A 26,052-nucleotide genomic window follows, 5' to 3' on the forward strand; every position below is an offset into this window, starting at 1 on the left:
AGTTTCGCCCTGCCACCGCGCCCTTTGTCAGTCCGCTCCACCACCCCGCCCTGCCGATCCGCGCTAAGGGACGGAGACGATCTCCTCCAGGCGGGCGGCCAGCTGCTCCGGCTCGCCGTCGACCAGGGCGGACACCCCGCGCCACCAGGCGAACCACTCGCCGCTGCGCCACATCCAGTCGATCCGTTCGATGGCGGCGACGACGTCACCCTTGTCGCGCCACACCTCACCGGCCTGGTCGGCGGAGGCGCCGTAGCGCAGTGCCCAGGCGTGCAGGGTCGCGGCGGCCTCGGCGTCGACCGGCTGCGCGTACGGGTCGGGGTGCTCGTCCAGCCGGTGGGGGCCGAGCCCTGCGGCGACGCCCCAGCTCCACTGGGCCTCGGCGGGGCGGGAGTAACGGAGCGAGTCGAAGTCGAGGTTGGAGCCGAGCTCGTTGTCGGGGCGGCGCAGGACCACCGCGTCGAGGCGGCCACCCGCGTCGAAGGAGACCACGACCCGCTGGCCGGGGTGCGCGTCCTCGGGCAGCTCGACCCGGTCCTCGGCCTGCCAGGAGTTGAGGTCGGTGACGGCGGACGGACGGCCCCAGGTCTCGTCGGCGGCGTCGTCGGCGATCCAGGCGGCGAGCATCTCCAGGACGGTCAGGTCGGTCCACGGTTCGATCGCCGTGGAGGTCCGGAGCACCTCCTCGGGCGCGGGCAGCTTGTCGCCGCGCTCCCGCCGCCACCACTCCTCGCCGAGTTCGCGGGTGCCGACCAGCAGACCGGCCAGCGCGGCGAGTTCGGTGGATCTGCGGGTGAGGGGGGCGCCGCGTACGAGTTCGACGGAACGCGCGACGCGGTCGGCGCCCAGCGCCGCGCCCGCCTCCCTCAGCAGCAGGGCGGCGTCCGGCCGCTCCTCGCCCAGAAGGTCGCGGATCAGTCGTCTGGCCTCGGTCCTGGCGTCCTCCGCACGTGCATCACGCATACCGACACGGTACGCCGGGAGATCCTTAGGCGCGAGCGTCACCGAGTGGTACGGCCGTGCCGTCGTCCCCCGGCGACTCGGCGAGACGCACCGCCCTCCCCGCCGGAGCCGCCGTGGGAGACGGCCCGCGCGGTTACCGCTTCCTGCCGGTACGGCCGAGCAGCCAGCCAATTACCGCGCTGCCGAGCGCGATGCCCGCGCCCATTCCGAACGCGGCGAGAAGTGACCAGGCGGGAACCCCGGGCCTGGCCTGCTTGACCGGGGCCGGGCGCTCGAAGACATGCGCGGATCCGGCCTCGCTCGCCGCGACCGGCGATCCCGGTACGGCGAGCGGGGTGGACGCGGCGGGCGACGGTCCGCCGTCCGGCGCGATCCGGGCGAGAGCACTGTCGGCGAGAGCGGGAGCGGGGAAGGGGGCGGCGGGAATCCCCCCGGAGGCGAGGTGGCTCTCCACGGCGGAGAAGAACTCCCCCGCCGTCTTCCTCGCGACGGAACCCAGCATGCGCTGGCCGACGCCGCCGATCATTCCACCGATCACGGCCTCGGCGTCGTAGTCGATCCGGGTGCCACCCTCGACCTCGCTGAGGCGGATCTCCACGGTGGCGTCCACGGTTCCGGGAGCGCCCTGGCCTCGGGCCCTGAGCACGAACCGTTCCGGCGCCTCGGGCTCCGAGAGGGCGACCTCGCCCTGGTAGACGCCCTTGATGGAGGCCACCCCCGCGGTGACGGTCATCCGGTAGGTGTCCGGCCCCGTCTCCTCCAGGCGCTCGCACCCCGGGATCGTGCGTACGAGCACGGCCGGGTTCTGGAGCGCTGACCACACACGATCTCTGTCGATGCCGAGTACGGCACTGCCTGCGAGCTTCACACCAAGCACCCTAGGCAATCGCCGGGCGGGCGGATAACAGCAACATCTGCCCGTCGCCGCGACCCGCCCTTGTCAGTCCGGGACGCGGAATGCCTCGCGGAACGAGCGGAACACGGACTAACCGGCCACGGGACTCTTCGACCGCAGGGACGCGCCCACGTCGTACAGGTGCCGCAGTGCCTGCGCGTACGAGCTGACGACCCCGGACTCCAGGTAGTCGACCCCCAGTTCCTCGCAGTACGCCCGGACGATCGGCTGGGCGCGGCGCAGGTTGGGCATCGGCATGCTCGGGAAGAGGTGGTGCTCGATCTGGTAGTTGAGACCGCCGAGCACGACGTCGAGGACCACGCCGCCGCGTACGTTGCGCGAGGTCAGCACCTGGCGCCGGAGGAAGTCGAGCTTGTCCTCGCCCCTGAGCATCGGCATGCCCTTGTGGTTGGGGGCGAAGGTGCAGCCCAGGTAGACGCCGAAGATCGCCTGGTGCACGAGGAGGAAGACCACGGCCTTGACGGGTGACAGCACCGCGAACAGCGCGCCCACGTACAGCACGACGTGCACGGCCAGCAGCGCGGCCTCCACGGCCCGGTGCTTCATCGTCGGGCGCAGCAGCGCCCGGACGCTCGCCACGTGGAGGTTGAACCCCTCGAACGTGAGCAGCGGGAAGAACAGGAACGCCTGCCAGCGGCCCACGAACCTGGGCAGTCCCTTGCTCTTGGCGGCCTGCTCGGGCGACCAGACCAGAAAGTCGGGGTTAACGTCGGGGTCGTGGTCCTCGTGGTTGGGGTTGGCGTGGTGGCGGGTGTGCTTGTCCATCCACCAGCCGTAACTCATGCCGATGGCGACGTTTCCGGCCACCAGCCCGGCGATCTCGCTGGAGCGGCGGGAGCGGAAGACCTGCCGGTGGGCCAGGTCGTGGGCGACGAGCCCGATCTGCGCGAACACCACCGCGAGGAAGGCCGCCACCAGCAGCTGGTACCACGAGTCACCGAGGGCGAAGAAGGCGGCCCAGCCGCCGACGAAGGCGGCCGCGACCAGGCTGAGCCGCGCGGCGTAGTAACCGGGACGCCGGTCGAGCAGTCCCGCCTGGGCGATCCGGCGCGACAGGCGGGCGAAATCACTGCCCCGCTCCCCGTTACCCGGGACGGCCGGAAGATCCGCGTCATCGATCGCGGTTGAGTTGGTCACGGTTCTCCTCAGGTGGGCCGGATCACTCGACATGATTACGTCAGCGAGGAACGCCACAGATCGGCGTCAAGCAGGACGGCCATCCCAGGATTCCGTGGCCGCCGTGATCGCAAACCCCCGCTCCCACCCCAGCTTGTGGTAGTGCTGACCCTACCCCGGCAGATGCGTGGATTTATGGATGATCACAAGATAGCCACGGGAGTAACCGCTTTTAGGAATTTCGTCCACTTCAGACCCTTCAGACCCGCTAGGTCGGACTCCTGACTGCTGGCAGGATGGTCGCCCATGGCATCGGGGACATACTGGACGATCAGTGCGACGGCGGCGACGGCTCTGGCGGTGAGCACCGGGTGCGCCACGGGTCTCGACGGTGGCACCGAGGACGGTGCCGCCCCCGCGCCGGGTGCCTCCCGGGCGTCCAAATCCCCCTCCGGCGCGGGCGACCGGGCGGCGAGACCCACTGGACCGCCCGGGGTGACGCCCAAGCCGGGCGAGGTGGGCAGGCTCCCCCGCCCCGGCGACGGCCTGCCCCCGGTGATCAGCTCCATTCCCACCCGGCGGAAGGTCGTCTTCCTCACCATCGACGACGGCTGGGAGCAGGATCCCGGCTTCGTGGCGCAGGTCCGCGACCGGCGGATCCCGGTGGCGGCCTTCGTCACCCGCGACGCCGTGGAGGCCAGGGGCACGGCCGACCCGACCGCCCAGGGCGGCAGGTTCCTCGGTGCGGGCAAGTGGGAGTACGTGCGCGAGCTGCGCGACGCGGGGGCGACGATCGAGAACCACACGCTGACCCACCCGAACCTCCCGGCACTCGGCTACGAGGGCCAGAAGACCGAGATCTGCGGCGTCTCCAAGCTGATCCGCAGGCACACCGGCACCGCGCCCACCCTGTTCCGGCCACCGTTCGGCAACCACAACACCCTGACCCGCAGGGCCGCCAAGGACTGCGGCATCGACGCGCTCCTGCTCTGGACCGCGACCGTGCAGCCGGGCGGGAAGATCGCCTATCAGGTGCCCGACAAGCGGCTCCGCCCCGGCGACATCCTGCTGCTGCACTTCCGCCCGAACCTCGCGCGCGACTTCCGGATCCTCGTCGCGAAGATCAAGCGCCGGGGTTTCGAGATCGGCAACCTCGACGCGTACCTGAAGGCGGCGACCCGCTGAGACGGTGAACCGCCGCCCCGGCCCTTCCGGACGGTGGATGTCGGCCCGTGTCCCAGGTCGCGGCTCTTGGCCCGGTGGTTGGCCGAGTGACGGCAGCCCCGGTTCCCGCTGTGATCGCGGCCGGACACGACCGACATAGCCAGATATAGCCGGATAGCCGTACGCGGCCGTGGCCCCGCCGGGAAGAGACGGGACGGGGCCGGGAGCGCGGGAAAAGCGGCGGGTCCGCCGCCCGGCGTACCCGGAAATCACCCCGAAGGCGGACGCCCCGGAGGGGGCGCCCGGCCCACCATGGAGTCACACCTCGGGGGAAGGCGGGCGCGGGGGCGCCCGTGCGGCGGGACGGATGTCCCCGCAAGCGGAAAGGGGCATCCGGAGAGGATCCCCGGGGTGCGGGGGAGAGCCGGCGTCGCGAGCCGACGGAGACGATCTCGGTCCGGCGGAGAAGTGCGGTCTCCCACCGGACCATGTGACAAAGATCGCAGTGGCTCGCGACGCCTCTCTCACTCATTGCTCTACAAGTCGTAGTACTACTAGAAGTAGAACTACAAGCTGTAGAGCTCCAGGCCCGCGAAGGGAACGCGAGGGAAGATGGAAGCGCTAGACCTGGCCCGGTGGCAGTTCGGGGTGACCACCGTGTACCACTTTCTGTTCGTACCCCTCACGATCGGCCTCGGCGTCTTCGTGGCCGGTCTGCAGACCGCGTGGCACCGGACGGGCAAGGAGCACTACCTGCGGCTCACGAAGTTCTTCGGGAAGCTCTTCCTGATCAACTTCGCGATGGGCGTGGTGACCGGCATCGTGCAGGAGTTCCAGTTCGGCATGAACTGGAGCGAGTACTCGATCTTCGTGGGCGACGTCTTCGGCGCCCCGCTGGCGCTGGAGGCACTGCTCGCGTTCTTCCTGGAGTCGACCTTCATCGGCCTGTGGATCTTCGGCTGGGACAGGCTGCCGAAACGTGTCCACCTGGCCACCATCTGGGCCGCGGTCATCGGATCCAACCTGTCGGCGTACTTCATCCTCGCCGCCAACGCCTGGATGAAGCACCCGGTCGGGTACGAGGTGGTCGACGGCAAGGCCAGGATGACGGACCTGTGGGCGGTGCTCACCAACTCCACCGCGCTCGCCCAGGTGCCCCACGTGATCGCGGGGGCCTTCGTCGTGGCGGGCGGCTTCGTCCTCGCGGTCTGCGGCTACCACCTCCTGCGCGAGCGCCGCACCGCCTCTGACGGGACCGGTGGCGCGAGCGTCTGGCGGACCCCGATGCGGGCCGCGCTGCTGATGACGGCGATCGCCGGGATCCTGGTCGCGGGCAGCGGCGACATGTCGGCCAGGCTGCTGTACGAGCAGCAGCCCATGAAGCTCGCCGCTGCCGAGGGACTCCGGCACGACACCGCCGGAGCGCCGTTCTCGCCCGTCCCCGGTCTGGAGGTGCCCCAGCTGCTCAGCCTCCTGTCCACCCACGACCCGAACGCCGTGGTCCAGGGCACCGAGGACCTGCAGGCGCGGTACGCGGAGCGGTTCGGCCCCGGCGACTACCGGCCCAACCTCCCGGTGGTCTTCTGGTCCTTCCGCGTGATGATCGTCTTCGGCCTGTCCACGGTGGCCCTGTCGGTGCTCGGCCTCTGGCTGACCCGGCGGCGCCGCGAGGTCCCCGGCTGGTTCGCCAGGGCCTGCGTGCTCGCGCTGCCGCTGCCGACCATCGCGGTGATCTCCGGCTGGCTGCTCAGCGAGATCGGCCGCCAGCCGTGGACCGTCCAGGGCGAGCTGCTCACAGCCGCGAGCGTCTCACCGGGCGTCAGCCTGGCCGAGGTGGCCGTCTCGCTCGCGGTCTTCACGGCGCTGTACGGCGTGCTCGCACTGGCCGAGGTGGTCCTGCTCACTCGCCACGTCAAGGCGGGCCCCGAGCCCGTCACCCCCGCCGCTCCCCTCACGCCGCCCTCCCGCGGTGACGACGAGAGCGCGGACGCCCGGCTCCAGCCGACCCTCATGTACTGAAGGCGACGACGATGGAACTCACCACCTTCTGGTTCGCGGTCATCGCGTTCCTGTGGACCGGCTACTTCGTGCTGGAGGGCTTCGACTTCGGCGTTGGCATGCTGGCACCGGCGCTGGCCAGGAACGAGGCCGAACGCAAGCAGGTCCTGGGCACGATCGGCCCGGTCTGGGACGGCAACGAGGTCTGGCTGATCACCGCGGTCGGCGCCATGTTCGCCGCCTTCCCCGCCTGGTACGCCGGGCTGCTCAGCGAGTTCTACCTGCCGATCGTGCTGGTCCTCGTCGGGCTGATCGTCCGCGGCGTCGGCCTGGAGTGGCGCGGCAAGGTCCGGCACGCCTCCGACCGCGCCTGGTGCGACCTGGGCGTGCTGGTCGGCAGCGCCCTGCCCGCGTTCCTGTGGGGCGCGATCTTCGCCGACCTGCTGCGGAGCAGCGCGACGGCCGCCCTGGTCGGCGGGGTGTTCTCGCTCTCGGTGTGCGTACTGCACGGGGCGGTGTTCGTCGCCCTCAAGACCACCGGGCCGGTGCGCTCCCGCGCCCGGCGCGCCGCGATGATCGCCTCCGCGGTGGCACTGCCCGCCGCGGTGGCGGCGCTGTCGCACATTCCCGTCGCGGGTACGGCGATCGGCGCCTGGTCGGCGGCCCCGTGGCTGTGGGCGGGCGCGCTCGCCGCGATGGCGGCCCTGGCCGCCGGGGTCGCGCTGACCTGGCGCGGCCGGGACGGCTGGGCCTTCGCCGCCACGGCCTCGTCCATCGCGCTGGGCGCCGCCGCCCTGTTCGGCGCCCTGTGGCCGGCCCCGCTCCCCGGCCTCACCGTCGCCGAGGCCGCCTCGGGCCCGTACACGCTGAGCGTGCTGACCTGGATCGGCCTGGTCGCGCTGCCGTTCGTGCTCGGCTACCAGGCCTGGTCGTACTGGGTCTTCCGCAGGCGCCTGGTCGCCGAGGTGTCCTGAGACCAGTCGGCCGTCTCGACCGGCCTCAGCTGGGCGGCTCAGTGCATGCCGAGCCGGGCGAGCGGCTCGACGAGCTCCCTCTCCTCGTACGACAGGTGCGACAGGAGCGTGTCGGTCAGCAGGTCCATCGCGGCCCGCAGGGCCTTGTGACCGTCCGGTTCGGCGACGAAGGCGACCAGCGCCCGGTCGACGCCCTCAAGGACCTCGTGGATGGCGTGGTGCTCCTGCTCCAGACGGTCGACGACGGGCACCAGCCTGGGGTCCGCGCGGCGCAGGTGGGGAAAGAGGGTCTGGTCCTCGATGGTGTGGTGGGTCGTGACGACCCGGCAGTAGGACTCGCAGTACACGCCGACCGTCCAGTTGTTCTGGCGCATCGTCATCGTGTTGATGTGCGAGCGCGCGACGCCGGGATCCATGGCTCCGGAGGTGACCTCCTCGACAAGCCGCCGGACCTCGGCCAGCTCCTGGCGGAGGTGATCGTGGACGTCGACGAGATGGCGTCCGGCCGCCTGCTCCCCGGGGGTGTAGGTGCGGGCCGGATCGGGGGCCGGGCCGGTGGGACGGGTGGTCTCGTCCCAGACCTGGACGTCGGCGAGCCGGGTGCCGTCGTCCGGGGTCGGCGTGACCCCCAGGGCGGGAGGGACCCCGCCCCCGGTGCGGGCGGGCACATCAACAGGCACATCAACGGGCGCATCGGCGGGCGTGGTGGCGGCCGGTGAGGCGCTCCGCGCGTCCGCCGTCGTGCCCACCTCGGCGGGCAGGGGCCGGTCCACGGCGGACACAACGGCGGACGCGCTCGATCCGGCGCGCTCGGCGTCCACGAGCTCGCGTACGCCGGGAACGACCTCGGCGGCGAAACGCCGGATGTCGTCGGGGTCGTCACTCGCGAGGATGTAGGCGCTCATCCCCTGCTCCAGGGTGAGCTCGGCGAGCTGCTCGACCCAGACGTCCGCCGGTCCCTGGAGGAAGGCGCGGCCGGACCCGGTGAAGGTTCCGGCGATGTTGTACAGGCGCCGGACGTCGGCGGGTGAGCGTCCCGCGCCGAGAGCGGCCTCGTCGATGATGGTGTTCATGGCCGGGAGGGCGTCCAGACCGGCGTAGGCGTTGCTGGGCAGCCAGCCGTCCGCGAGCCTGCCGGTCATGTCGAGCATGCGCCTCTTGTAGGCCCCCAGCCAGATGCCGACGTCGTGGACGGGCGCCGGACCGGGGTGTGCCCCCCAGACGCGGTGGTGACGGCCGTCCACCCGCACGGCTCCGCCCCCGGCCTCCCACATGGCGCGGATGACCTGGATGCCCTCCTCCAGCGCGTCGACCCCCTGGGCGGCGGTCAGCCTCGGGCCGCCGACGGCGGCGATGCCGTCCCAGAAGGCGCCCGCCCCGAGCCCGAGTTCGACGCGGCCACCGCTGAGGATGTCCAGGGTCGCGACGCTGCGGGCGAGCACCGCGGGCGGGCGCAGCGGCAGGTTCGCCACGTTCGGCGACACCCGCAGCGTCGAGGTACCGGCCGCGATGACCGAGAGCAGCGTCCACGTGTCCAGGAACCGCGCCTGGTACGGGTGGTCCTGCACGGTCACCAGGTCCAGACCGGCCTGCTCGGTGAGCCGGGCGAGCGCGACGACCCTCTCGGCCTGGTCGGCCACCGGCGTCAGGAAGGTCCCGAACAGCAACTCGTGCCCGTAGTCGGCCATATCCGTCTCTCCTCGGTGCGTCATCTCGGATGCGCGGCACGCGTCCCCCGGACGCGCGGCACCGCGATGGTGCGGCAGGACAGATCGTATGTAAAACAGATGAATTGTCAAACAGAATGTCTCACAGACCGTCGATCCTGGTAATCTCGTGGCATGCCGCCAACCCGACCTTCCAGTGCCGAGATCCCGGACGCCCTGGACAGCGACCTGGGCTGGACCCTCGGAGTGGTCTTCCGCTCCTACGTCAGGACCGCGAACGCGCTGGTCAGCCACCTCCCCGGTGGCCCGCGCGGCTACCAGGTGCTCGCCGCCGCGGCCCAGGGGCTCCCCGGCGGCCAGGGCGCGCTGGCGCAACGCCTCGGCGTCGACAAGACGGTCATGACCTACCTGCTCGACGACCTGGAGAAGGCCGGGCTGGTCGAGCGCCGCCCCGACCCCGCCGACCGGCGCAACAAGCGCGTCGTCGCCACCGAGCGGGGCAGGGCGACCTGGACCGACACGCAGACCCGGCTGGAACACGCCGAGGACCACGTGCTGGCACCGCTGGACCCGGCCGACCGCTCGGTGTTCCGCGAGCTGCTGCGAAAGCTGGCCGCCCAGGCCAACAGCCTGGACCCGGTGCACGACACCTGCCGGCTCGTCGAGGAGCTCGCCTCCGACGTCCCCGCCAAACCTCGGCGTTCCCCCCGAGGCTGACCACCGGCCGCCGCACGAGCCCCGCCGGATCACACAAAAGCCCCGGAGCAACCCGGAGCGGCCCGGGGGTGCGCCCACCCCCGGGCCTGAACGGATCCGAACGACCCCGGACGCGGGTCAGCCGGTGGCCAGGATCAGCGTGGAGCTGTAGGCGGAAGAGGCTCCCGCACCAAATCGCTGGTTGTTCACCACCGAGCCGTAACCGGCGCCGCTCGCCCAGTGGAACCTCATCACCGGACGGTTCCCGCTGAAGTCGATGTTCCCCACCACCTCGGTGAAGTTACTGCTGCCGCCGATCCGCGACGAGGCGTTCGCCGCGAAGACCCACCTGTTTCCCTGCCTCTGGAACCGGCCGCGCAGGGGGTAGAGGTCCGAGCAGCACTCTCGCCGCCCTTCCCCTTCTCCTGTTTCCCCTGCTTTCCCGTCCTCCCCTTTCCCTTTCCCCGGATCCTCCCTCGGACCTTTCCCCGGACCGCGCCCCGTCCTCGTCCTCCCCCGGACGGAACCGACTCCTCGACCCCATGAAATCCATGCCGATCTCCCTCCCGGCACCTTCTCCACCTCTGTATCCCACCCGGCGGGAAAAGATACATTGCTGACTACAGGAGTAGGGTAAAACGTCGATCGGCCTTCGCGAAAGCGAAACATGAGGCAATCAGAAGAAGTAACACGATACAGGCGATGAAATCCGGTACAGACCTCAGCCGTCTTCATGATCAATGCACTATTTGTTGATATTGCCTATAATTTAGCTGACTATACTTCCGGGCCGTCCTCACCGTGCCGACAGAGAACGTCGATTCACAGACGCGCCTGCGTGGACGCGAGGTTGACCTCAAGAAGGCTTGAGGTTGAAGGATGACCGCATGCCTCTCATGGACATCGGAGTGATCCTGCCCACCGTCGCCGCACAGCGGGCGCAACGGCTCGACCTGGGCACCGCCGCACGGCACGCGGAGGAGGCGGGGCTGGACGGCGTCTGGCACGGTGACCACCTGGCCACCGGGACGGCGTCGCTGGACTGCGCCGTGGCACTGGCCGTCGCGGCGGGGGCGACGACGCGGATCCGGATCGGGGCGAGCGTGTTCATCCCGGCGATCCGCCCCCTGGCGTGGGCGGCCAAACAGGTCGCGAGCCTGCAGCACGTCTCCGACGGGCGGCTCGTCCTGGGCATCGGCTCCGGCGGCGGCGCCGGGCAGTGGGCGGCGGCCGGAGTGCCGTACGGGGAGCGCGGCAGGCGCACCGACACCGCGCTGGAACTGCTGGCGCGGCTACTGGCCGGGGAGACCGTCACGCTGGTGGACGAGCCGGCGGAGGTACGGCTCGAACCGGCCGTGACGCCCCCGCCGATCTGGGTCGGCAACGCGTCGGCGGTGGCCGTGCGGCGGGCGGCACGGCACGGGGACGGCTGGTTCCCGTCGATGATCTCCCCGGCGGCGGTGGCCTCGGGCAGGGCCAGGCTGGCCGAGCTCGCCGCCACCCACGGACGTCCGGAACCGGTCGTCGTCATCGGCGCCGCCGGTGTCCTCGGCTCGGCGCCCGACCTGCCCACCCGTGAGTCCATCGCCTCGGGCATCACCGGGTACGGCATCCCTCTGGGGGAGGCGATGAGGCTCCCCATCACCGGCGAGCCCGCACGGGCGGCCGAGCAACTGGCCGCCTACCACGAGGCCGGGGCGCGCCACGTGGTCCTGGGATTCGCGGGCGGCGACTGGCGCGAGCAGTGCGACCTACTGGCCGAAGCCCGCGCCCTCCTGACCTGACCTGGCTTGAGGTTCTCCCCCGTAGCGCGGACAACGGGTGTCAGCCCGGCTGACTGTTGTCCTTGTGCGCGCCCCAGCCGTGCCAGCCGTCGATCTCGATCCAGGCGCTGACCCGGCTGCGGTTCCGATCCGGGTACTCCCTCCCGAGATACTGGCGGGCCAGCCGGTCGATGTCGGCCAGATCCTTGTCCTCACGCATCTCGGCGACATGCCCGATGATGCTCACGTGGGTGTACCAGTCGCTCTCGTCGAGCACGGTGAGGGAGACCCGGGGATCGTCGCGCAGGTGCTCCAGCCGCTTGCGGCCCTCGTCCATGTTGACCAGGATCCGGCCGTCGTCCCAGAGATACCAGGTGGCCGTGGACACAGGCCGGCCGTTGGGCCGAAGCGTCGTGATGACGGCGTGGTTGGGCCTCTTCAACATGGCGACTGCTTCTTCGGGAAGCGGTGGCTTTGACATGATCGCTCCTCTTCGCCTCGGCGTCCCCTGCGGTGAAGGTGGCGCGCGCGGTTCACGAGATATACGTCCACGGTGCCACATCCCGGATAGCGACGACCCGGCAACCCTCCGTAAACACCCGCCTGGGAGCCCCGCGACGTCACCGAGACGATCGTGGAGACCGCCGAGAGCCACATTCGGCTGGGACTGACCCCGCCGGACGGCCACAGCCTCCACGCGTGACCTCCGGAACGCGTACCACCAGCCCAGGAACGCGCAGCAGCCCCAAGGGCAGCGGAGGACCGTCGCCGCGCCGCTCGATCGCCACGAAAGCCGCCGGCGGCAGCGCTCCGGCCACGGCCGCGACGATCACCGGCGGGGACGACCGGCCTGACTCCGGGCCCCGCACCAGCGCGACCACGATCGGCGTGGTGCCGGCGGTGGCCGAGGCGGACAGGGCATGCGGGTCGGTGACGTACACGATGGCGCTCCTTTGGCCCGGCGGACGTCGGTCTCCGTTTCCGCGCGTTCGCCCAGTCCGCCCACGATCTCATCCAGAACCGAACCGGGGCGGACCCCACTCCCGCTCGTGAGAACGTCACAGCTGACCTCTGGCGGTGACAGCGTCACCGTCGGCTTCCCGTCCCTGGGGTGCGGACCTCGGGGAGGTCCTCGCGCGGGCGGTAAGCGCGGGTGAAAAGCGAAGGTTGGTCATGATCTCACGGGCGCGGAGTCCTTACGGTTCGGCGGGCCGGCCGCTTCCTCCTTCGGGTGCAGGGCGTCGACGATGAGGCCGAGCAACCGGCCGGTCTGCCCGGGTGTGTCGCCGGCCGCTGTGGAGAGGAAGACCCCCAGCAGCATGGTGGTGACGTCCTCGGGGTCGACGTCCGCGCGGAGTGAACCCTCATCCGCTCCTTTTGTGAGGATCGTCGCGATCGCGGCGGTGACGCGCTCCCGCGTGGTCGGTGTGGCGATTTTTCCCGAGGCCCAGCCGGCCCGCAGCGTGTCGATCATTCCGCGTTTGGTCGCGACGAACGCCGCGTAGCCATCCATCCACGCGCGCAGCGCGACATCGGGCGGGAACCGATCGAGCAGGACGGGGACGCTGGTGGCGATGTCGTCGAGTTCGGCGCCGTAGACGGCTTCGACGAGGGCTTCGCGGGTGGGGAAGTGGCGGTAGAGCGTGCCGATGCCGACACCGGCCTCGCGGGCGATGCTCTCCAGCGAGACGGTGTCGTCGGCGGCCGCGAAGGCCGCACGGGCGACGGTGATGAGCTTCTCGCGGTTACGCCGGGCATGGGCGCGGACCGGGCGATAGGCGTCGGCGGGCTGCTCGGCGGGGACACCGGCGGGCGTCGGTTCGGACGGACTCAAAACGGAGGTGCCTCCGATAGTGCTACAGTCGAAATGCCGGAGGGGCCTCCGGTTTCTCCATCATCGCACGAGAACGGGATTTCCATGACGCCGGACATCACTCCGAACCCCGAGACCACACCCACCGGCACACCGCGTCCCGCGGGCGCCGGTCTGCTCGCCGGCCATACCGTTTCCCGGATCGGATACGGCGCCATGCAGCTGGAGCGCCTGCACGGCGACCGCGGCACGGCCCTCGCGATTCTGCGCCGAGCGATCGAGCTCGGTATCGATCACATCGACACCGCCCAGTTCTACGGCGACGGATTCGTCAACGGACTCATCCGCGAGGCCGTCCACCCCCACGACGGGGTTCTCGTCGCCAGCAAGATCGGCGCCGACCCCAATCCCGGCGGCCCCGTCCCGATGCGTCCGGCGCAGCGTCCGCAAGAGCTCCGGGCGAGCGTCGAGGACAACCTCACCAGCCTCGGCCTCGACCGGATACCGCTGGTCAACCTGCGCCGCATGGACGCCGCGCCAAGGATTCCCCTCGAAGCCGACCAGGTGGTCGACCTCGATGACCAGCTCGCTGAGATGACCGCGCTGCGCGACGAGGGCAAGATCGGCGCGATCGGGCTGAGCAGCGTGACCCTGGAAGGCCTACGCCGGGCGATCCCCGCGGGCATCGCCTGCGTGCAGAACGCCTACAGCCTCGTGGCGCGCGGCGACGAGGACATGCTTCGGCTCTGCGCCACCGAACAGATCGCCTGGGTGCCCTACTTCCCGCTCGGCAGCGCCTTCCCCGGCCTTCCCAAGGTGACCGACGAACCCGCCGTCATCGCCGTGGCGCGGACCCTGAGCCGTACCCCCTCGCAGATCGGCCTCGCCTGGCTGCTCCACCACGCCCCGAACATCCTGCTCATCCCGGGCACAGCCAGCGCCGGGCACCTTGAGGAAAACGTCGCCGCGGGCGCGATCACTCTCGACGAGACGACGCTCGCCACACTGGACGCCATCCCGACACGATCGGGAGACATCACGCTCGGATGATTCATTCCGATCACCGGACCTCCAGCGCTAAGAGGGCGTTTTGTCATGGTCCATAGGGCTTAGCAGCCTATGTCCGGTGGAGTATTCGCGCGGGTTCGTCTGGAATCTGTGCATCCGAGGACCGTCGGCCAGAAGCTGGCGGGAGATGGCCCGGGCCGTGGCCCGTACGGCCGGCCCATAACCAGCGTCGGTGAATCCGGTGCTGGGTGCCACCACGGACAGTGCCGCCACCACTCCGTCTTCGTTCCGTAGCGGTGCGGCCGCGGTACTCAGCGGCCAGGGCCGGCTCTGGCGGCCGAAGGCGTAGTCGCCGCGCCGTACCTCCGCCAGCAGGCGGCGCAGGTCGGCGGGGGTGCGGACGTCGTCGGGCCCGTGCTCGGGCTCGTAGGTGGCGATGGCCTGGTCCTGGACACGGGACGGCGCGAAGGCGAGCAGCACGAGTCCGACACCGGTGGAGGTCAGCGGAAGCCTGCCCCCGACGCGGTAGTGCACCGGACTCGCGTCCAGCGCCGAAAGCCGCTCGACCAACAGCGCCTCCCCCTGGTCGCGTACGGCGAGCAGCACATGTTGTCGGGTGACGTGAAAGAGATCTTCCATGAAAGGCATCGCGACGGAGCGTAATCCGTGACCCCGCGGCGCCAGGGAGGCGATCTCCAGCAGTCGCAGTCCCACGACGAACCGGCCGTCGCCGAGGCGTTCGAGCGCGCCCACCTCGACCAGTGCGCGGGCGAGCCGCAGCGCGCTGCTGCGGGGGATGCCGCTCCGCTGGGCGAGCTCGGCGAGGCTCTGGGCACGATGATCGCTGCCAAACGCGCTGAGCAGCGCGAACGCCCGGTCGATCACCGGCTTTCCCTCGACGGGCTTGCCTCCGCGACGCGGCCGGGGGTGGTCGTCAGAGATTGGCGTTTCATTCATTGGAATCATCGACGCCATTGTACGACCATCGTTCTTAGGCTGAGTGTGTACGGACCCGCAACAAGGATGGCCCCTGATGGCACCGACCGGACTCATCGACGTCCACACCCACTTCGTCACCGACAGTTACGTCGCGGCGGCTCGTTTCGCGGGCATCGAACACCCCGACGGGATGCCCGGCTGGCCCACGTGGAGCGTCGACGGACATCTTGAGCTGATGGAGGCCGCTGGAATCGAGAAGTCCTATCTGTCGCTGTCCTCCCCCGGCGTGCATTTCGGAGACGACGCCGCAGCCCGCGCCCTGGCACGTGAGGTCAACGAGTCCGGTGCCCGTGCCCGCGCGAGGCACCCGCGGAGATTCGGTCACTTCGCCTCCCTGCCGCTACCCGATGTCGAGGGCTCACTCACCGAGACCGCCTACGCGCTCGACACTCTCGGTTCGGACGCGGTGACGGTGGAGAGCAACCATCACGGCCTCTACCTCGGCGATCCACGCCTGGAACCACTGTGGGAGGAACTTGACCGTCGTGGCACCGCCGTCTTCGTTCACCCGACATCGCCACCCCACGCCGCGAACATCTCCCTGGGCCGGCCGAGGCCGATGCTTGAGTTCCTCTTCGACACCGCCCGCACCGCGAGCGACCTGCTCTTTCACGGCGTGCTCGCCCGCCACCCGCGCATCCGGTGGGTGCTGACCCACGGCGGGGGCGTGCTTCCGCTGCTGGCCGACCGGATGGAACTGTTCCGCCCTCTGGTGGGTGAGATGCCCGCGGACGCGCCGACCGCCGTCGAACAGCTCGGGCGCCTGTGGTACGACATGGCCGGCACACCGTTCCCGCGCCAGATCCCGGCACTCGACGCGGCCTTCGGCACCGAACGCCTCCTCTACGGCAGTGACCAGTGCTGGACTCCCGCCGAAACGGTGCTCGCCCAGGTCAGATCCGTCGATTCCGCGGTGCAGCCCTCCACCGTCGAAACGTGGCGGGCACTGACCACCCGCAACGCCCGCCGCCTGTTCGCCACGGCCGCGCGGTGACGATCCGCCACCCCGGGAACCCGAGGAACCCGAAGGAAAGGAAAGGAACACCGTGCCCGCGCACCCGCCCCTGCTTCTGAGATCGGCGACCGTCGTCGACACCCGCGACGGCTCGCTCCACCCGGAAACCGACGTGCTGATCCCGGACGGCGTCATCGCCGCCGTCGGACGCGGCCTCGCCGTACCTGACGGCACGACCGTCGTCGACGCCCACGGCCGGTACCTGGTCCCGGGATACAACGACATGCACGCCCATCCACTGGGACGCGGCGGTGACGTGGCCGCCGCGCTGCGCCTCATGCTCGCTCACGGCATCACCGGCTACCGCCAGATGTCCGGAGACCTCGGCCTGCTGCACGCCCGCGCGTCGGGCAGGCTGAACCTCCCCCGGGAATCACCCGCGCTGCTCGCGATGCCCGGCCCGCTCCTGACGACACTGAACACCGCCACCGCCGGCCAGGCCGCCGCCCGCTCCATCACACCGGTAGGCCGCCTCCGCCCACGGACGGGCCGACGCGAAGCCACATCGTGCGCGCCCACCCGGGCACGGCCGCCCGCGAGCGCCGCCGCCAGGTCGTCGCAGGTGCATACCCGCTGCGCCGCACCGACGGCATCGTCCGCGCCGCCCTCGACCTGACGGAGTGATCCCATCTCGAGAGGCCGGAGCGGACATCGACGCTGCCACCTTCGCTTCGACGCCTTATGTGGGACGCGGCCGACTCGTGACGAGCATCCACCACGACGCCGCAGAGCGACGTCCGCCACGTCCTTGATCTTCCGGAACGTCAGGTAGTCCTCGTCGTCCCACTGGGTCAGCCCGCGATCTACGCGCTGGAGCCATTACGCCTGCTCGGCCGCGAAAGGACCCTTTTCAGGACGAGGTCGGCCTGTCGTAGCCCTCGTCCTGGCCGTAGACGTCGGCGTCGGGATCGTCTTCCGGTTGGCCGGCCGGATCGGTTGGCGACGGAGCGAACTCATCGGCGAAGTCGGGCTCGTCATGGATGTCCTGCTGATCCGCCCGGCGGTCCGCCAGCGGAGCATCCTCATGGTCAGATCCGGAATGCGACATGATTCCCCCCCGGGATATGGCCGTGCCGTGCGATGAAGCCGTGCTCGTGCGATGAAGGTGACACCGGGGCGCGGCCGGTGAGCTCGACAGCACCGGCCGTCCACAGGTGGCTCTCCCCGTCGGAGGAGAACACCATCACACTACCCCGCGGCGGTCGCCGCACCTGGGAGCAGCACCGCGGGACGGGGACCACGCTCCTCCATCTGACCGAAGGCGGACGCGGCCGTTACGGCGACCTCAAGATCGAACTTCCCCGCGTCCCCCACCGTCCGCGCCCCATACCCCCTGTCACCGGTCCGCTCCGGCCTCCTTCGTGACAGAGCACGGGCGGCATCCGTGCCATTGACGGTCGTACGGTCAAACAGTGCGGATGGCCATCCGGGAACCTGCGGCGTGACCTACCCCGGTGACGGAAGCGTGGGGCCGCCGGTGCCGGGGCGGCGAGTGCTCACCGCCCCGGCACCGGGTCCAGGAAGCCGCGGATCAGCCGCGCCGCCACTTCTGGTTGGCGCCGCCGTTGCACTCCCACTGCTGCAGCGGCGTGCCGGTGCCGCCGAAGCCGGTGACGTCCACGCACTTGTTGGCCTGCGGGTTGACCAGGTCACCGGCGCCGCTGAGGACGAACTGCTGTGCCGGGTTGCCGCTGCAGGTGGCGAGCTGGATGGCGGCGCCGTTGGCGGTGGAGCCCCAGGCCACGTCCATGCAGAGGCCGAAGGCGCGGACGGTGCCGTCGCCGGGCCACGTCCAGTTCTGCGCGGCGCTGCCGTTGCAGTCCCACAGCTGCAGGCGCTGGCCCGCGACGCCGTTGCTGCCGGGGACGTCGATGCACTTGTCCTGCCAGCCGATGAGCCGGCCGCCGCCCCCTCCGGTGGTGGTCAGGGTCAGGCCGTACGCGCCGAGGATCTCGTTGACCGGCTGGTAGAAGGTGTTGCCGCCGGACGAGCAGTTGCCGGAGCCGCCGGAGGTGACGCCCTGGGCCTGGTCGCCGGTGATCCAGGCGCCGCCCGAGTCGCCGCCCTCGGCGCAGGCCGTGGTCTGGGTCAGGCCCTGGACCAGCGACCCGGAGTAGTTGACGGTCACGTTCTTGGCCTGGATGACGCCGCAGCGCCAGCCGGTGGTGCGCCCGGACCGGCAGATGGAGGCGCCGACCACGGCCTCCTGGGAGCCCGCCACGGCGACGTTGCCACCGCCGTAGTTGTTGACCCACGGGCGGGGCGTCCAGTTGCCGTTGGTACGGACCCAGGCGTAGTCGTTGCCGGGGAAGGAGGACCCGGCGAAGGTGCCCTGGGCGACGTTGTTGTAGCCGAGGGTGGGGCTGCCGGTGCCGCCGCAGTGCCCGGCGGTGACGAAGCCGCCGTTGTTGACCGAGAAGCCCACCGAGCACAGCGTGTTGCCGTTGATGACGTACTGGTCGCCGCCGCGGATGTCGTACAGGGGCTTGGGCGCCTGGCTGACGGAGATCCGTACCTCGGTGGCGTCGACGGCGCTCGCCTTGACGAACCGTTCGGCGGCGGCGGGGGTGGCCGCCGACACCGTCACGGTGTTCGCGGCGACGTCCACGTACCAGCTGTGGATGTCCTTGCCCGCCGCGGCGCCCGCAGCGCGGTCAAGGGTGGCCTTCGTGGCGGCCAGGTGCTTCTCGCTGCGGGGGACGGGCACCGGCAGGGCGCCCGCCGCCCGGACGGTGTCGGCGTCTTCGCTGTTCAGGACGCCGACGCTCAGCCGTCCCTCGCCGGGGGTGAACCACGCCCCGGCGAAGCGGTCGGCGAGACGGGTGCGAAGCTGCCGCTCCACGACGGTCGCCCCGGCTTCGTGGGCCTGGCGGACGCGGGCCTGCGTGGGGGTGAGACCGAGGTCTCGACGCATCGCCTGTTCGGCGGTGGCCGCCTTGGACGGATCGGGGCCGGGCTCGGGTACGGCGGCGGCCTGCGCGGTCGCCGAGGGGACGACGAGCGAGGCGGCGAGTACCGCCACGCTGGTCAGCATGGTGAATCTCACGGCTGTCCTTGGGGGGCTGGGGGGTGGACGAGGCGTGAGAGCGCTCTCTGGAAAGAGACTTTACATTTACCGTGACCGAAGTCAAGGAAGCCGGTGACAAAACCTGCCCGAATCCGATCAGTAGGTTCCGAATCCATCCACTCCCCGACCGCCGGTCGGGTCAGCCACTGAACTCGATCACGATGAAGCTCTCGGCGAGCCGCCCCAATCCCGCGATTACCAGTGCAGAAGGTCGCTCACCTGGCATCTGCGATGGCAATGGCACCACCGAACGTCCGCAGGGCCGCCGGATCCGTGGCGCCTACGAGCGGCCAACAGACCCAGGAGTCATCGAGGAGCACCAGGCCGGTGAAGCACCGATTCTGCCGGTGTCCGCCCGTGCCACCGACAGCCCCCAGGGAGAAAGCACTGGTCAACAGCGTGGACTGGAGACAGACGCCGGTCCCGGTGCCCGCACTGCGGAGCGCGCGCCCGGCTACACCGCCCTTCCGGCGGCAGGTGTACCGTTCCGGCTATCGATTGACCTAACTTCGACATCAAAAATCATACTTATGCTTGACCACCGCCATAAGCCTTCTTATGATCCCGAAACATGGAGGAAACAGGCCGTGGACCAACGCATGCGCCCCAGTCGCGAGCGGAGATCGTTGACATAGGTTTCATGGGCGGCGTCCACGCCCGGGCCGGACGACGCCGACCGTTTCCAGGGATCGGCTTTCTCCCTCGCCGGTCTGAATGATCTTGACTTCGAACGACTTCCTTTACAATGTAGATTCTTTAGGTCGGAAATCGCGTCAGACGGCGACCGTGATGTCCACCATCTGAGGAGCGAGGACGTGCTCGATCACCATGACGGCCGCCCCGATGATCCCCGCGTGGTCCCCCAGCTTGCTGGCCTGGATGCGCAGGTGCCGTGTGGCCAGCGGGAGTGAGCGCCTGTAGATCACCTCGCGGACCCCGGCGAGGAAGTGCTCCCCGGCCCCGGCGATGTCGCCGCCGATCATGATCGCCCCGGGATTGAAGAAGTTGACGATCAGAGCGAGGACGTCGCCGGTCTCCCGTCCGGCCTGGCGTACGAGACGCACGATCTCGGGATCGCCCGCGCTCAGGAGGCGCACCACGTCTCGGCCGTCCTCCGCGGGCACGCCTGACGCGGTGATCCAGGCGGCCAGGGCGGCGCCACCGGCGACGGCTTCGAGACAGCCGGTGTTGCCGCAGTGGCACACCACCTCGTCGCCCGCGCCGGCGACGCGGACATGCCCGATGTCGCCCGCGGCGCCCTGGGCGCCCCGGTGCAGCCGCCCGTCGGAGATGATGCCGCAGCCGATGCCCGTGCCGACCTTGACAAAGATGAGCTGGTCGGCCTCGGGGTGCCCGGCCCACTGTCCGGCCCAGTGCTCGCCAAGCGCCATGATGTTGACGTCGTTGTCGACGAGGACCGGCACCCCCAGCCGCTCCTCCAGCCGCTCAGGCACGGGAAAGTCGTCCCAGCCCGGCATGAGAGGCGGGCTGACGGGACGTCCCGTTGGATATTCGACCGGCCCCGGCAGGCCGATGCCCGCTCCGCCCACGTCGGCGAGGTCGTACCCGCTCTCGGCGAGCAGTTCGGTGAACGTCTGCGCGAGCCACGCCAAGGTCGGCTCCGGCCCCTGGTCGATCGGGACATCGGCGGTCCGTTCGGCGAGCACGGTGGTGCCCAGGTCGGTGATCGCGACGCGATGGTGGGTGACGCCCAGGTCGGCGGCGAGCACGAGACGCGCCGCCCTGTTGAAGGCGAACGTCGCCGCCGGGCGCCCTCCCGAAGTGGTGGAGGCGTTGGCGGCCACGACCCAGCGGTGCCGGAGCAGGGCATCCAGCCGCTGGGACACCGTGGTCCTGGCCAGGCCGGTGAGCTCGACCAGTTCGGTGCGCGTACGGGCAGGTCCCTCCCGCAGGACGGACAGCAGCGCGCCGGCCCCGATGCTCGTGCTCGCACTGTTGGGTGTGTCCTCAGCCACACTGGCCCTTCCCCGGTGAACGAACCTCTTCAGACGACATTAAGTATACTTCTGACGTCCAAAATCATATTTATGCTTGATCTCCATCATAGTTTCTCCTTGTGATTTCGAAACATGGAGGAAATAGGCCATACACCGACGAATGTGCCCCAGCTTCGAGCAGGAATCGTTGGCACAGGTTTCACAGGCGGCGTCCACGCCCGAGCCGCCCGGCTCGCTGGCGCTCGCATCGTCGGCGTGGCCGGCCGCCGCGGGGCCGGTCAGCGCGCGGTTCGTACCGGAAGTGTGCAGCCGACGCGGCAATAGCGCACATCACCGCCATTGACGCTATCCATGACATCTGGCTAACTTCATAACCGATTCCCTGTTAGGCCCGCTTGCTTTCGAAGACACTCCCCATTGTGACAACGTTGTCAGATTGCCTGTCTGACAACGTTGTCAGGCCCTCGGAAGGTATCCATGCGCCTACACCGCCGACCTCCCACGCCGGGAGGCTCCCCGCTCCCACTCCCCGCTCTCATCGCGGCTGCCTCTCCGCCTCACCGGTCCAGGCCGTCACCGGCGGCCGCGTCGCCTCTCGATCCGCGGGCGCCGGGCACGGAGGCGCCGGTACGGCGGAAGGCGGCGCCTCTCCGGCCGCGTCGCCCCAGGATCCGTACAGCCGACGCCGCCCAGGCACGGCCGGTCACGCAGAACACCGACGTCCAGCCGTACGGCATCGCGGACGTCTGTCCGCGCTTCCCCGGCTGCAGCGATTCCAAGGCGAGCCGCCCCAACGCGTCCGTCTGGCCGATGGTGCGGGGAGAGAGGAAGGACCCGCACGTGGTGGGACACGGTGACGGTACTCCGGCGCGGCTGGCCGGATCGGGAACCACCGGATCCCCTGTGACTCGCATCTCCACCGCCGGGCTCGCCCCCCTTCGGGGCGTTCCGCACGGCACCGAGACAGCCGACACCACCGACACGAGGGAGGGCGCCGCGTGAACGCGCCAGACGACATCGACCACCTCCTGCGGGACCTGGAACGCGAAGGCCTCATCCTCCACCTCGGCGTCGGCGACGCCACCGTGTGGTTCGCCACCGAGTTCCGCGAGCACGTGATCGCCGAACGGCTGGCGATGCTGCCCGACGAGCCCATGGTGAGCGTCGCCACGGCCGCCGCGGTGCTCAACGCCCCGCACTCCCACGTCATCGCCGAAGTCCGCGCCGCCACCTTGGCCGGCCACGACAGCGGCCAACGGATCTGGGTGCGACGCGAGGCCCTGATGCGGCGCCTCACCACCCTGGGCCTGCCCCGTTCGGCCCCTCGCCCGGCCCATCCGAACTCCCTCGGCGGCTCTGCGCCCGGCCGCGCGCGTCCGTGAGCGAGCGGGACGCCTTCCCCACCGGCACCACCTCGGCGATGGACGGGAGGAACCCGGTGAGGAGTGACCCGCACGGCTCCGGGAGCCGGAGCGCGGCGACGCGCTCCGGCTACCCGGCGAGGGCCGGGTCGTGACGGTGCCGCACTCCGCTCAGCCGCGCCGCCACTTCTGGTTGGCGCCGCCCGTGCACTCCCACAGGTTCAGGGGAGCGCCGTCGTCGCCGTTCCAGCCCTTGATGTCGACGCACTTGCCGGCCTGGGGATTGACGAGATCGCCGGCTCCGTTCAACACGAACTGCTGCGCCGGATTGCCGCTGCAGGTCGCGATCTGTATCACCGCGCCGTTGTCCCGTGACCCCCAGGCCACGTCCATGCACTTGTTGTTCTGTGTGCGCAACGTGCCGCCGGTGAAGGTCCACCTCTGGTTGGCGCCGCCGTTGCACCCGTAGGCCACCAGCTGCACGCCGTCGCTGAAGTTGCCGCCCGGCACGTCGACGCACTTGTTGTTCCAGTTGCTCACCAGCGCGCTCGTGTCACCACCGGGATCCGAGGGACCGCCCGCCCCGAAGGGGCTCAGGACGATGGCGGCCGAGCGCGGGTTGCCGTCGTGCACCAGCGACTCGAAGTTGCCGACGTCGTCGAAGGGGAACCCGTACGCCTTGCCGTCCACCATGTTGGCGTGAATGATCCGCGAGTAGTGGTTGGTCAGCGAACCGCGGTAGAAGTCGGCGGCGTTGTAGCTGGGCTGGGTGTCGACGGTGCCGAGGGTGGAGCGCTGCAGCGCGGCGCAGATCGTCCGGGCGATCGGGCCCTGGACCTGGTCGTTCGGCGCGTTGAGGGCTCCGCTGCACCCCCACACGTCCCCGGTGCTCGGCTTGTTGATGGAGTACACCTGCCGTCCGGAGGTGTCGGTGAAGTTCATGACGTTGCCGGACGTGCGGCCGAAGTATCTGGTGTTGGGCTGGGCCTGGAACGGCACGACGGTCAGTGTCCTGCCGGTGTAGGCGTTCCAGGCGCTGGTGATGTACGGGTCGAGGTAGTTCCTGTCGAACAGCCCGGCGTCGGCGGCCTTGCCGGGCGCCAGCACCCGCAGCACCGTGCCGTCGGAGCGGGTGCGGACGGTGTTCGCCCAGCCGGGCTGCGCCCTGACGGCGTTGATGATGTTCTGCCGGCCGTTGCCGACCACATCACCGGTTCGCCTGGTCACCCCGTCGCCGCCGGTCACGCTGACGGCGTGCGGGATCGCGAACTGGTCGACCTGGGAGCTGTTGAGCCACAGGCCCGCGTCGTTGTAGGTGAACTCGCTCCAGTCCAGCAGGATGTTGTGGTTGGGGTCGCCGGAGGCCCAGGGTGCCGGCTGCACCAGGCCGTCCGGGGTGAGGAAGAACTTGAGCCTCTCTCCGATGGAGAAGTAGACCCGGGCCGACAGGAAGCGCGGGAAGTGGATGGTCGTGCTCCCGCCGTTGCCGGGGCCCGGGATCGACACGTCGGGTGCCGGGGACGGTGGCAGCGAGCCGGCCGGCCACGGGGAGAACGCGCCGCCCTGGTTCACGTAGCCCAGCCGGCCGCCGGGCCGGATGTCCTGGCCGATGACGTACAGGTAGACCGGTTCGTTGCGTCCGGTGTTGTTGGTCACGGTGACCGGTAACAGGTCCGGCCCGGCCGCGTGCGCCGGGGCCGCTGCCGTGACGACGGCCATCGGCAGGCCGACCGCGACGGCGGCCAGCCAGGTGAGCAGCTTTCTTCTGATGGACTTTTGTTTTGCGTACATCGGCGGCTCCTGGACAGGGGGCGAATCATTGGCCAACTCGCCGTTGAATCGGATGAAGGCGGGTGGACGGGCCGCTCTCCAGACGGTGGACCCGCGTTTGCGAAACCCGAATATTGTGAGAGCGCTCTCTTTACATTTTGATGACAGAGGGGTGATTGTCAACAGGGTGCTTACGCGACTTGACGCCGTGATGTACGGTACGCCCCTGGCCGCATCGCCACGATGACGTCTTCGCTTGAAGCGGAGACGTCATCTCAGAACACGACAGCCGGAATCCGATTCCGGCGGACGGGGGCCGCCCCGTGGCGGGGTGCCAGCGGGCCGACACGAGGCGAAGTCCAGGTGATCCGCGTGGGAGCGCTCTCTCGTAAGGGCCAACATAAAGTGAGTCAATGTGCAGCTCCAGGTCTTGACAGACGTCCGGCGTTCTATTGATAATTTTTCTGAGAGCGCTCTCACGCTTTTTGCACTAACCATTCCCTGAGCACGGTTATTTGACCTTTCACGCCCTCTTCGGCATTACGGAAAAGCCTTCCGGGCTATGGGCCGCAGGAGCGGGCGGCCCTCACGTCGTCACCTGGAACTGAGGATCACGCGGTGGTCGGGCGCCCATTCCCTCCGCGACACGAACGCCTCTCCCCGCCGAAAGGGCGCGGATCGGAGAGAAACGGTGCACAGCCGCCGACGGGTTTCGGGAACGATGTCATAATCCGTCGTATGACAGCCGACGCGCCGCTCAAGCAGCCCGGTCGCCCGAGCCTGATACAGGTGGCCGCGTTGTCGGGGGTGTCGGCGAAAACGGCGTCGAGGGCGCTGAGCGGTGAGGGATACGTGGCGGCCAAGACCCGTCAGCGGGTTCACGAGGCCGCCGACCAGCTCGGCTACCGGCCCAACGGGGTCGCTCGCGATCTGCGCCGGGGTGCCAAGGCCTCCACGCTCGTCGGCCTGATCAGCGGTGACCTGGCCAACCCGTTCTACTCGCGGCTGGCCAGCGGGCTGGAGCGAAAGCTGCGGGTGAACGGCCTGCAGCTCATCACCGCCAGCACCGAGGAGAACCCGGAATGGGAACGCCAGCTCACCGACACGCTGCTGGAGCGTCGTGTCCGGGGGCTGGTGATCGCCTCGACCATGGCCGGACACGACCACCTGGCCGGTGAGAGGATACATGGCATCCCGTTCGTCTTCGTCGATCGCCCGCCGGTCGGGTTGTCGGCCGACGCGGTGCTGCTGGACAACCGCGGCGGTGCCCGGCAGGCGGCGCGGCATCTGGTCGAGGCCGGGCACCGGCGCATCGGAGTGATCGGAGACCTGTCACGGTTGTTCACCCACCGGGACCGGATCGGCGGGTTCGCCGAGGTGGTGGAGACGGCAGGGATCACCGGCTGGGCCGACTACCTGCTGGAGGACGCGCACGACGTGGCCACCGCCGAGCGGGCGGTGCGGGAGCTGCTGGGCCGCACCCCGGCACCGACCGCGCTGTTCACCCTGAACAACCGGATCACCACCGGTGCCGTGCGGGCACTGCGGGGACATCCCTCACCGCCGGCGTTGATCGGCTTCGACGAGCTGGACCTGGGGGACTTCCTCGGGGTCAGCGTGATCACGCACGACCCCGAGGAGATGGGCCGGTGGGCGGCGCAGCTGCTGCTCGACCAGCTCTTCGGTGACGCCGACGAACCGGCCCGGCACGTGGTGCTGCCGACCCGCCTGCTCGTCCGCGACTCCAGCGAGCGTCCGCCGCGCGACCTCGGCGGCTGATCGCCCGCGGCGCTCACCTCCCCGG

Annotated in this window: 23 protein-coding genes; 11 read left to right on the top strand and 12 right to left on the bottom strand. The window is 70.0% G+C overall.

Going from position 1 to position 26,052, the window contains the following annotated elements; translation table 11 throughout:
- Positions 1 to 63: 63 nt before the first annotated feature.
- From ABD817_RS34330 to ABD817_RS34340, 3 genes are all read right to left on the bottom strand, one after another.
- Positions 64 to 963, bottom strand: a complete 900-nt coding sequence (locus ABD817_RS34330) for a hypothetical protein (protein ID WP_344922507.1) — start codon at positions 961 to 963, stop codon at positions 64 to 66.
- A 133-nt stretch (positions 964 to 1,096) separates the two neighbouring features.
- Positions 1,097 to 1,831, bottom strand: a complete 735-nt coding sequence (locus ABD817_RS34335) for an SRPBCC family protein (RefSeq protein WP_344922509.1) — start codon at positions 1,829 to 1,831, stop codon at positions 1,097 to 1,099.
- A 117-nt stretch (positions 1,832 to 1,948) separates the two neighbouring features.
- Positions 1,949 to 3,016: a fatty acid desaturase family protein gene (locus ABD817_RS34340; protein ID WP_425583435.1), complete on the bottom strand. Its 1,068-nt coding sequence runs from the start codon at positions 3,014 to 3,016 to the stop codon at positions 1,949 to 1,951.
- Between the two features lie 285 nt (positions 3,017 to 3,301).
- On the opposite strand from ABD817_RS34340, the gene ABD817_RS34345 reads away from it, so the two are divergent.
- The 3 genes from ABD817_RS34345 to cydB all read left to right on the top strand — a co-directional run bounded on the left by ABD817_RS34345 (position 3,302) and on the right by cydB (position 7,131).
- The gene (locus tag ABD817_RS34345) at positions 3,302 to 4,180 is read left to right on the top strand and encodes a polysaccharide deacetylase family protein (protein ID WP_344922510.1); all 879 of its coding nucleotides are present in this window, start codon (positions 3,302 to 3,304) and stop codon (positions 4,178 to 4,180) included.
- A gap of 591 nt (positions 4,181 to 4,771) precedes the next feature.
- Positions 4,772 to 6,178 (top strand): cytochrome ubiquinol oxidase subunit I, encoded by a 1,407-nt coding sequence (locus tag ABD817_RS34350; RefSeq protein ID WP_344922511.1) that lies wholly within the window; start codon positions 4,772 to 4,774, stop codon positions 6,176 to 6,178.
- 11 nt (positions 6,179 to 6,189) lie between these two features.
- On the top strand, positions 6,190 to 7,131 hold the full coding sequence (cydB, locus tag ABD817_RS34355) for a cytochrome d ubiquinol oxidase subunit II (protein ID WP_344922512.1): 942 nt from the start codon (positions 6,190 to 6,192) through the stop codon (positions 7,129 to 7,131).
- A gap of 38 nt (positions 7,132 to 7,169) precedes the next feature.
- Here the strand turns inward: cydB and ABD817_RS34360 are convergent, their stop codons facing one another.
- Entirely contained in the window at positions 7,170 to 8,819 is a 1,650-nt protein-coding gene (locus ABD817_RS34360; protein ID WP_344922514.1) for an LLM class flavin-dependent oxidoreductase, read from the bottom strand.
- Positions 8,820 to 8,972: 153 nt separating this feature from the next.
- On the opposite strand from ABD817_RS34360, the gene ABD817_RS34365 reads away from it, so the two are divergent.
- A complete protein-coding gene (locus tag ABD817_RS34365) occupies positions 8,973 to 9,515 on the top strand; it encodes a MarR family winged helix-turn-helix transcriptional regulator (protein WP_344922515.1) in 543 nt (180 codons plus the stop codon).
- Between the two features lie 866 nt (positions 9,516 to 10,381).
- Complete coding sequence (locus ABD817_RS34370; protein WP_344922517.1) at positions 10,382 to 11,278, top strand: LLM class flavin-dependent oxidoreductase; 897 nt, start codon at positions 10,382 to 10,384, stop codon at positions 11,276 to 11,278.
- Between the two features lie 40 nt (positions 11,279 to 11,318).
- On the opposite strand, the gene ABD817_RS34375 is transcribed toward ABD817_RS34370, so the two are convergent.
- Positions 11,319 to 11,738 carry a PPOX class F420-dependent oxidoreductase gene (locus tag ABD817_RS34375; protein WP_344922518.1) on the bottom strand — a complete coding sequence of 140 codons (420 nt, stop codon included), beginning with the start codon at positions 11,736 to 11,738 and terminating at the stop codon, positions 11,319 to 11,321.
- 690 nt (positions 11,739 to 12,428) lie between these two features.
- The gene (locus tag ABD817_RS34380) at positions 12,429 to 13,091 is read right to left on the bottom strand and encodes a TetR/AcrR family transcriptional regulator (RefSeq protein ID WP_344922519.1); all 663 of its coding nucleotides are present in this window, start codon (positions 13,089 to 13,091) and stop codon (positions 12,429 to 12,431) included.
- An 84-nt stretch (positions 13,092 to 13,175) separates the two neighbouring features.
- Here ABD817_RS34380 and ABD817_RS34385 point away from each other — a divergent pair, with 84 nt between their 5' ends.
- Positions 13,176 to 14,120, top strand: a complete 945-nt coding sequence (locus ABD817_RS34385; RefSeq protein ID WP_344922520.1) for an aldo/keto reductase — start codon at positions 13,176 to 13,178, stop codon at positions 14,118 to 14,120.
- 27 nt (positions 14,121 to 14,147) lie between these two features.
- On the opposite strand, the gene ABD817_RS34390 is transcribed toward ABD817_RS34385, so the two are convergent.
- Positions 14,148 to 15,035, bottom strand: a complete 888-nt coding sequence (locus ABD817_RS34390) for an IclR family transcriptional regulator (protein WP_344922522.1) — start codon at positions 15,033 to 15,035, stop codon at positions 14,148 to 14,150.
- A 76-nt stretch (positions 15,036 to 15,111) separates the two neighbouring features.
- Between ABD817_RS34390 and ABD817_RS34395 the strand changes: the two genes are divergently transcribed.
- Together ABD817_RS34395 and ABD817_RS34400 are read left to right on the top strand one after the other, a co-directional pair.
- Entirely contained in the window at positions 15,112 to 16,071 is a 960-nt protein-coding gene (locus ABD817_RS34395; protein ID WP_344922523.1) for an amidohydrolase family protein, read from the top strand.
- A 52-nt stretch (positions 16,072 to 16,123) separates the two neighbouring features.
- Positions 16,124 to 16,708 (top strand): hypothetical protein, encoded by a 585-nt coding sequence (locus tag ABD817_RS34400; protein WP_344922524.1) that lies wholly within the window; start codon positions 16,124 to 16,126, stop codon positions 16,706 to 16,708.
- Between the two features lie 234 nt (positions 16,709 to 16,942).
- Here the strand turns inward: ABD817_RS34400 and ABD817_RS34405 are convergent, their stop codons facing one another.
- Positions 16,943 to 17,140 carry a hypothetical protein gene (locus ABD817_RS34405; protein WP_344922525.1) on the bottom strand — a complete coding sequence of 66 codons (198 nt, stop codon included), beginning with the start codon at positions 17,138 to 17,140 and terminating at the stop codon, positions 16,943 to 16,945.
- Between the two features lie 483 nt (positions 17,141 to 17,623).
- Entirely contained in the window at positions 17,624 to 19,138 is a 1,515-nt protein-coding gene (locus tag ABD817_RS34410; RefSeq protein WP_344922526.1) for a ricin-type beta-trefoil lectin domain protein, read from the bottom strand.
- Positions 19,139 to 19,209: 71 nt separating this feature from the next.
- On the opposite strand from ABD817_RS34410, the gene ABD817_RS34415 reads away from it, so the two are divergent.
- A complete protein-coding gene (locus ABD817_RS34415; RefSeq protein WP_344922527.1) occupies positions 19,210 to 19,794 on the top strand; it encodes a hypothetical protein in 585 nt (194 codons plus the stop codon).
- A gap of 138 nt (positions 19,795 to 19,932) precedes the next feature.
- Here ABD817_RS34415 and ABD817_RS34420 read toward each other — a convergent pair whose 3' ends face one another.
- A complete protein-coding gene (locus ABD817_RS34420) occupies positions 19,933 to 21,135 on the bottom strand; it encodes an ROK family transcriptional regulator (protein ID WP_344922528.1) in 1,203 nt (400 codons plus the stop codon).
- 539 nt (positions 21,136 to 21,674) lie between these two features.
- Positions 21,675 to 21,896 (bottom strand): hypothetical protein, encoded by a 222-nt coding sequence (locus ABD817_RS34425; RefSeq protein ID WP_344922529.1) that lies wholly within the window; start codon positions 21,894 to 21,896, stop codon positions 21,675 to 21,677.
- Positions 21,897 to 22,115: 219 nt separating this feature from the next.
- Here ABD817_RS34425 and ABD817_RS34430 point away from each other — a divergent pair, with 219 nt between their 5' ends.
- Positions 22,116 to 22,499 carry a hypothetical protein gene (locus ABD817_RS34430; protein ID WP_344922530.1) on the top strand — a complete coding sequence of 128 codons (384 nt, stop codon included), beginning with the start codon at positions 22,116 to 22,118 and terminating at the stop codon, positions 22,497 to 22,499.
- Between the two features lie 150 nt (positions 22,500 to 22,649).
- Here ABD817_RS34430 and ABD817_RS34435 read toward each other — a convergent pair whose 3' ends face one another.
- A complete protein-coding gene (locus ABD817_RS34435) occupies positions 22,650 to 24,269 on the bottom strand; it encodes a beta-1,3-glucanase family protein (protein WP_344922531.1) in 1,620 nt (539 codons plus the stop codon).
- Between the two features lie 717 nt (positions 24,270 to 24,986).
- Between ABD817_RS34435 and ABD817_RS34440 the strand changes: the two genes are divergently transcribed.
- Positions 24,987 to 26,027: a LacI family DNA-binding transcriptional regulator gene (locus tag ABD817_RS34440; RefSeq protein WP_344922532.1), complete on the top strand. Its 1,041-nt coding sequence runs from the start codon at positions 24,987 to 24,989 to the stop codon at positions 26,025 to 26,027.
- The last annotated feature ends 25 nt before the right edge of the window (positions 26,028 to 26,052 follow it).

Origin of the sequence: Streptosporangium oxazolinicum (genome assembly GCF_039537505.1) — a bacterium.
GTDB lineage: Bacteria > Actinomycetota > Actinomycetes > Streptosporangiales > Streptosporangiaceae > Streptosporangium > Streptosporangium oxazolinicum.

Excerpts from the sequence above, each read along its gene's own strand:
- ABD817_RS34375 (WP_344922518.1), bottom strand. The coding sequence starts at position 11,738 with ATGTCAAAGCCACCGCTTCCCGAAGAAGCAGTCGCCATGTTGAAGAGG.
- ABD817_RS34370 (WP_344922517.1), top strand. The coding sequence starts at position 10,382 with ATGCCTCTCATGGACATCGGAGTGATCCTGCCCACCGTCGCCGCACAG.
- ABD817_RS34360 (WP_344922514.1), bottom strand. The coding sequence starts at position 8,819 with ATGGCCGACTACGGGCACGAGTTGCTGTTCGGGACCTTCCTGACGCCG.
- cydB (WP_344922512.1), top strand. The coding sequence starts at position 6,190 with ATGGAACTCACCACCTTCTGGTTCGCGGTCATCGCGTTCCTGTGGACC.
- ABD817_RS34365 (WP_344922515.1), top strand. The coding sequence starts at position 8,973 with ATGCCGCCAACCCGACCTTCCAGTGCCGAGATCCCGGACGCCCTGGAC.
- ABD817_RS34385 (WP_344922520.1), top strand. The coding sequence starts at position 13,176 with ATGACGCCGGACATCACTCCGAACCCCGAGACCACACCCACCGGCACA.
- ABD817_RS34440 (WP_344922532.1), top strand. The coding sequence starts at position 24,987 with ATGACAGCCGACGCGCCGCTCAAGCAGCCCGGTCGCCCGAGCCTGATA.
- ABD817_RS34350 (WP_344922511.1), top strand. The coding sequence starts at position 4,772 with ATGGAAGCGCTAGACCTGGCCCGGTGGCAGTTCGGGGTGACCACCGTG.
- ABD817_RS34345 (WP_344922510.1), top strand. The coding sequence starts at position 3,302 with ATGGCATCGGGGACATACTGGACGATCAGTGCGACGGCGGCGACGGCT.
- ABD817_RS34395 (WP_344922523.1), top strand. The coding sequence starts at position 15,112 with ATGGCACCGACCGGACTCATCGACGTCCACACCCACTTCGTCACCGAC.
- ABD817_RS34330 (WP_344922507.1), bottom strand. The coding sequence starts at position 963 with ATGCGTGATGCACGTGCGGAGGACGCCAGGACCGAGGCCAGACGACTG.
- ABD817_RS34405 (WP_344922525.1), bottom strand. The coding sequence starts at position 17,140 with ATGTCGCATTCCGGATCTGACCATGAGGATGCTCCGCTGGCGGACCGC.
- ABD817_RS34390 (WP_344922522.1), bottom strand. The coding sequence starts at position 15,035 with ATGAATGAAACGCCAATCTCTGACGACCACCCCCGGCCGCGTCGCGGA.
- ABD817_RS34435 (WP_344922531.1), bottom strand. The coding sequence starts at position 24,269 with ATGTACGCAAAACAAAAGTCCATCAGAAGAAAGCTGCTCACCTGGCTG.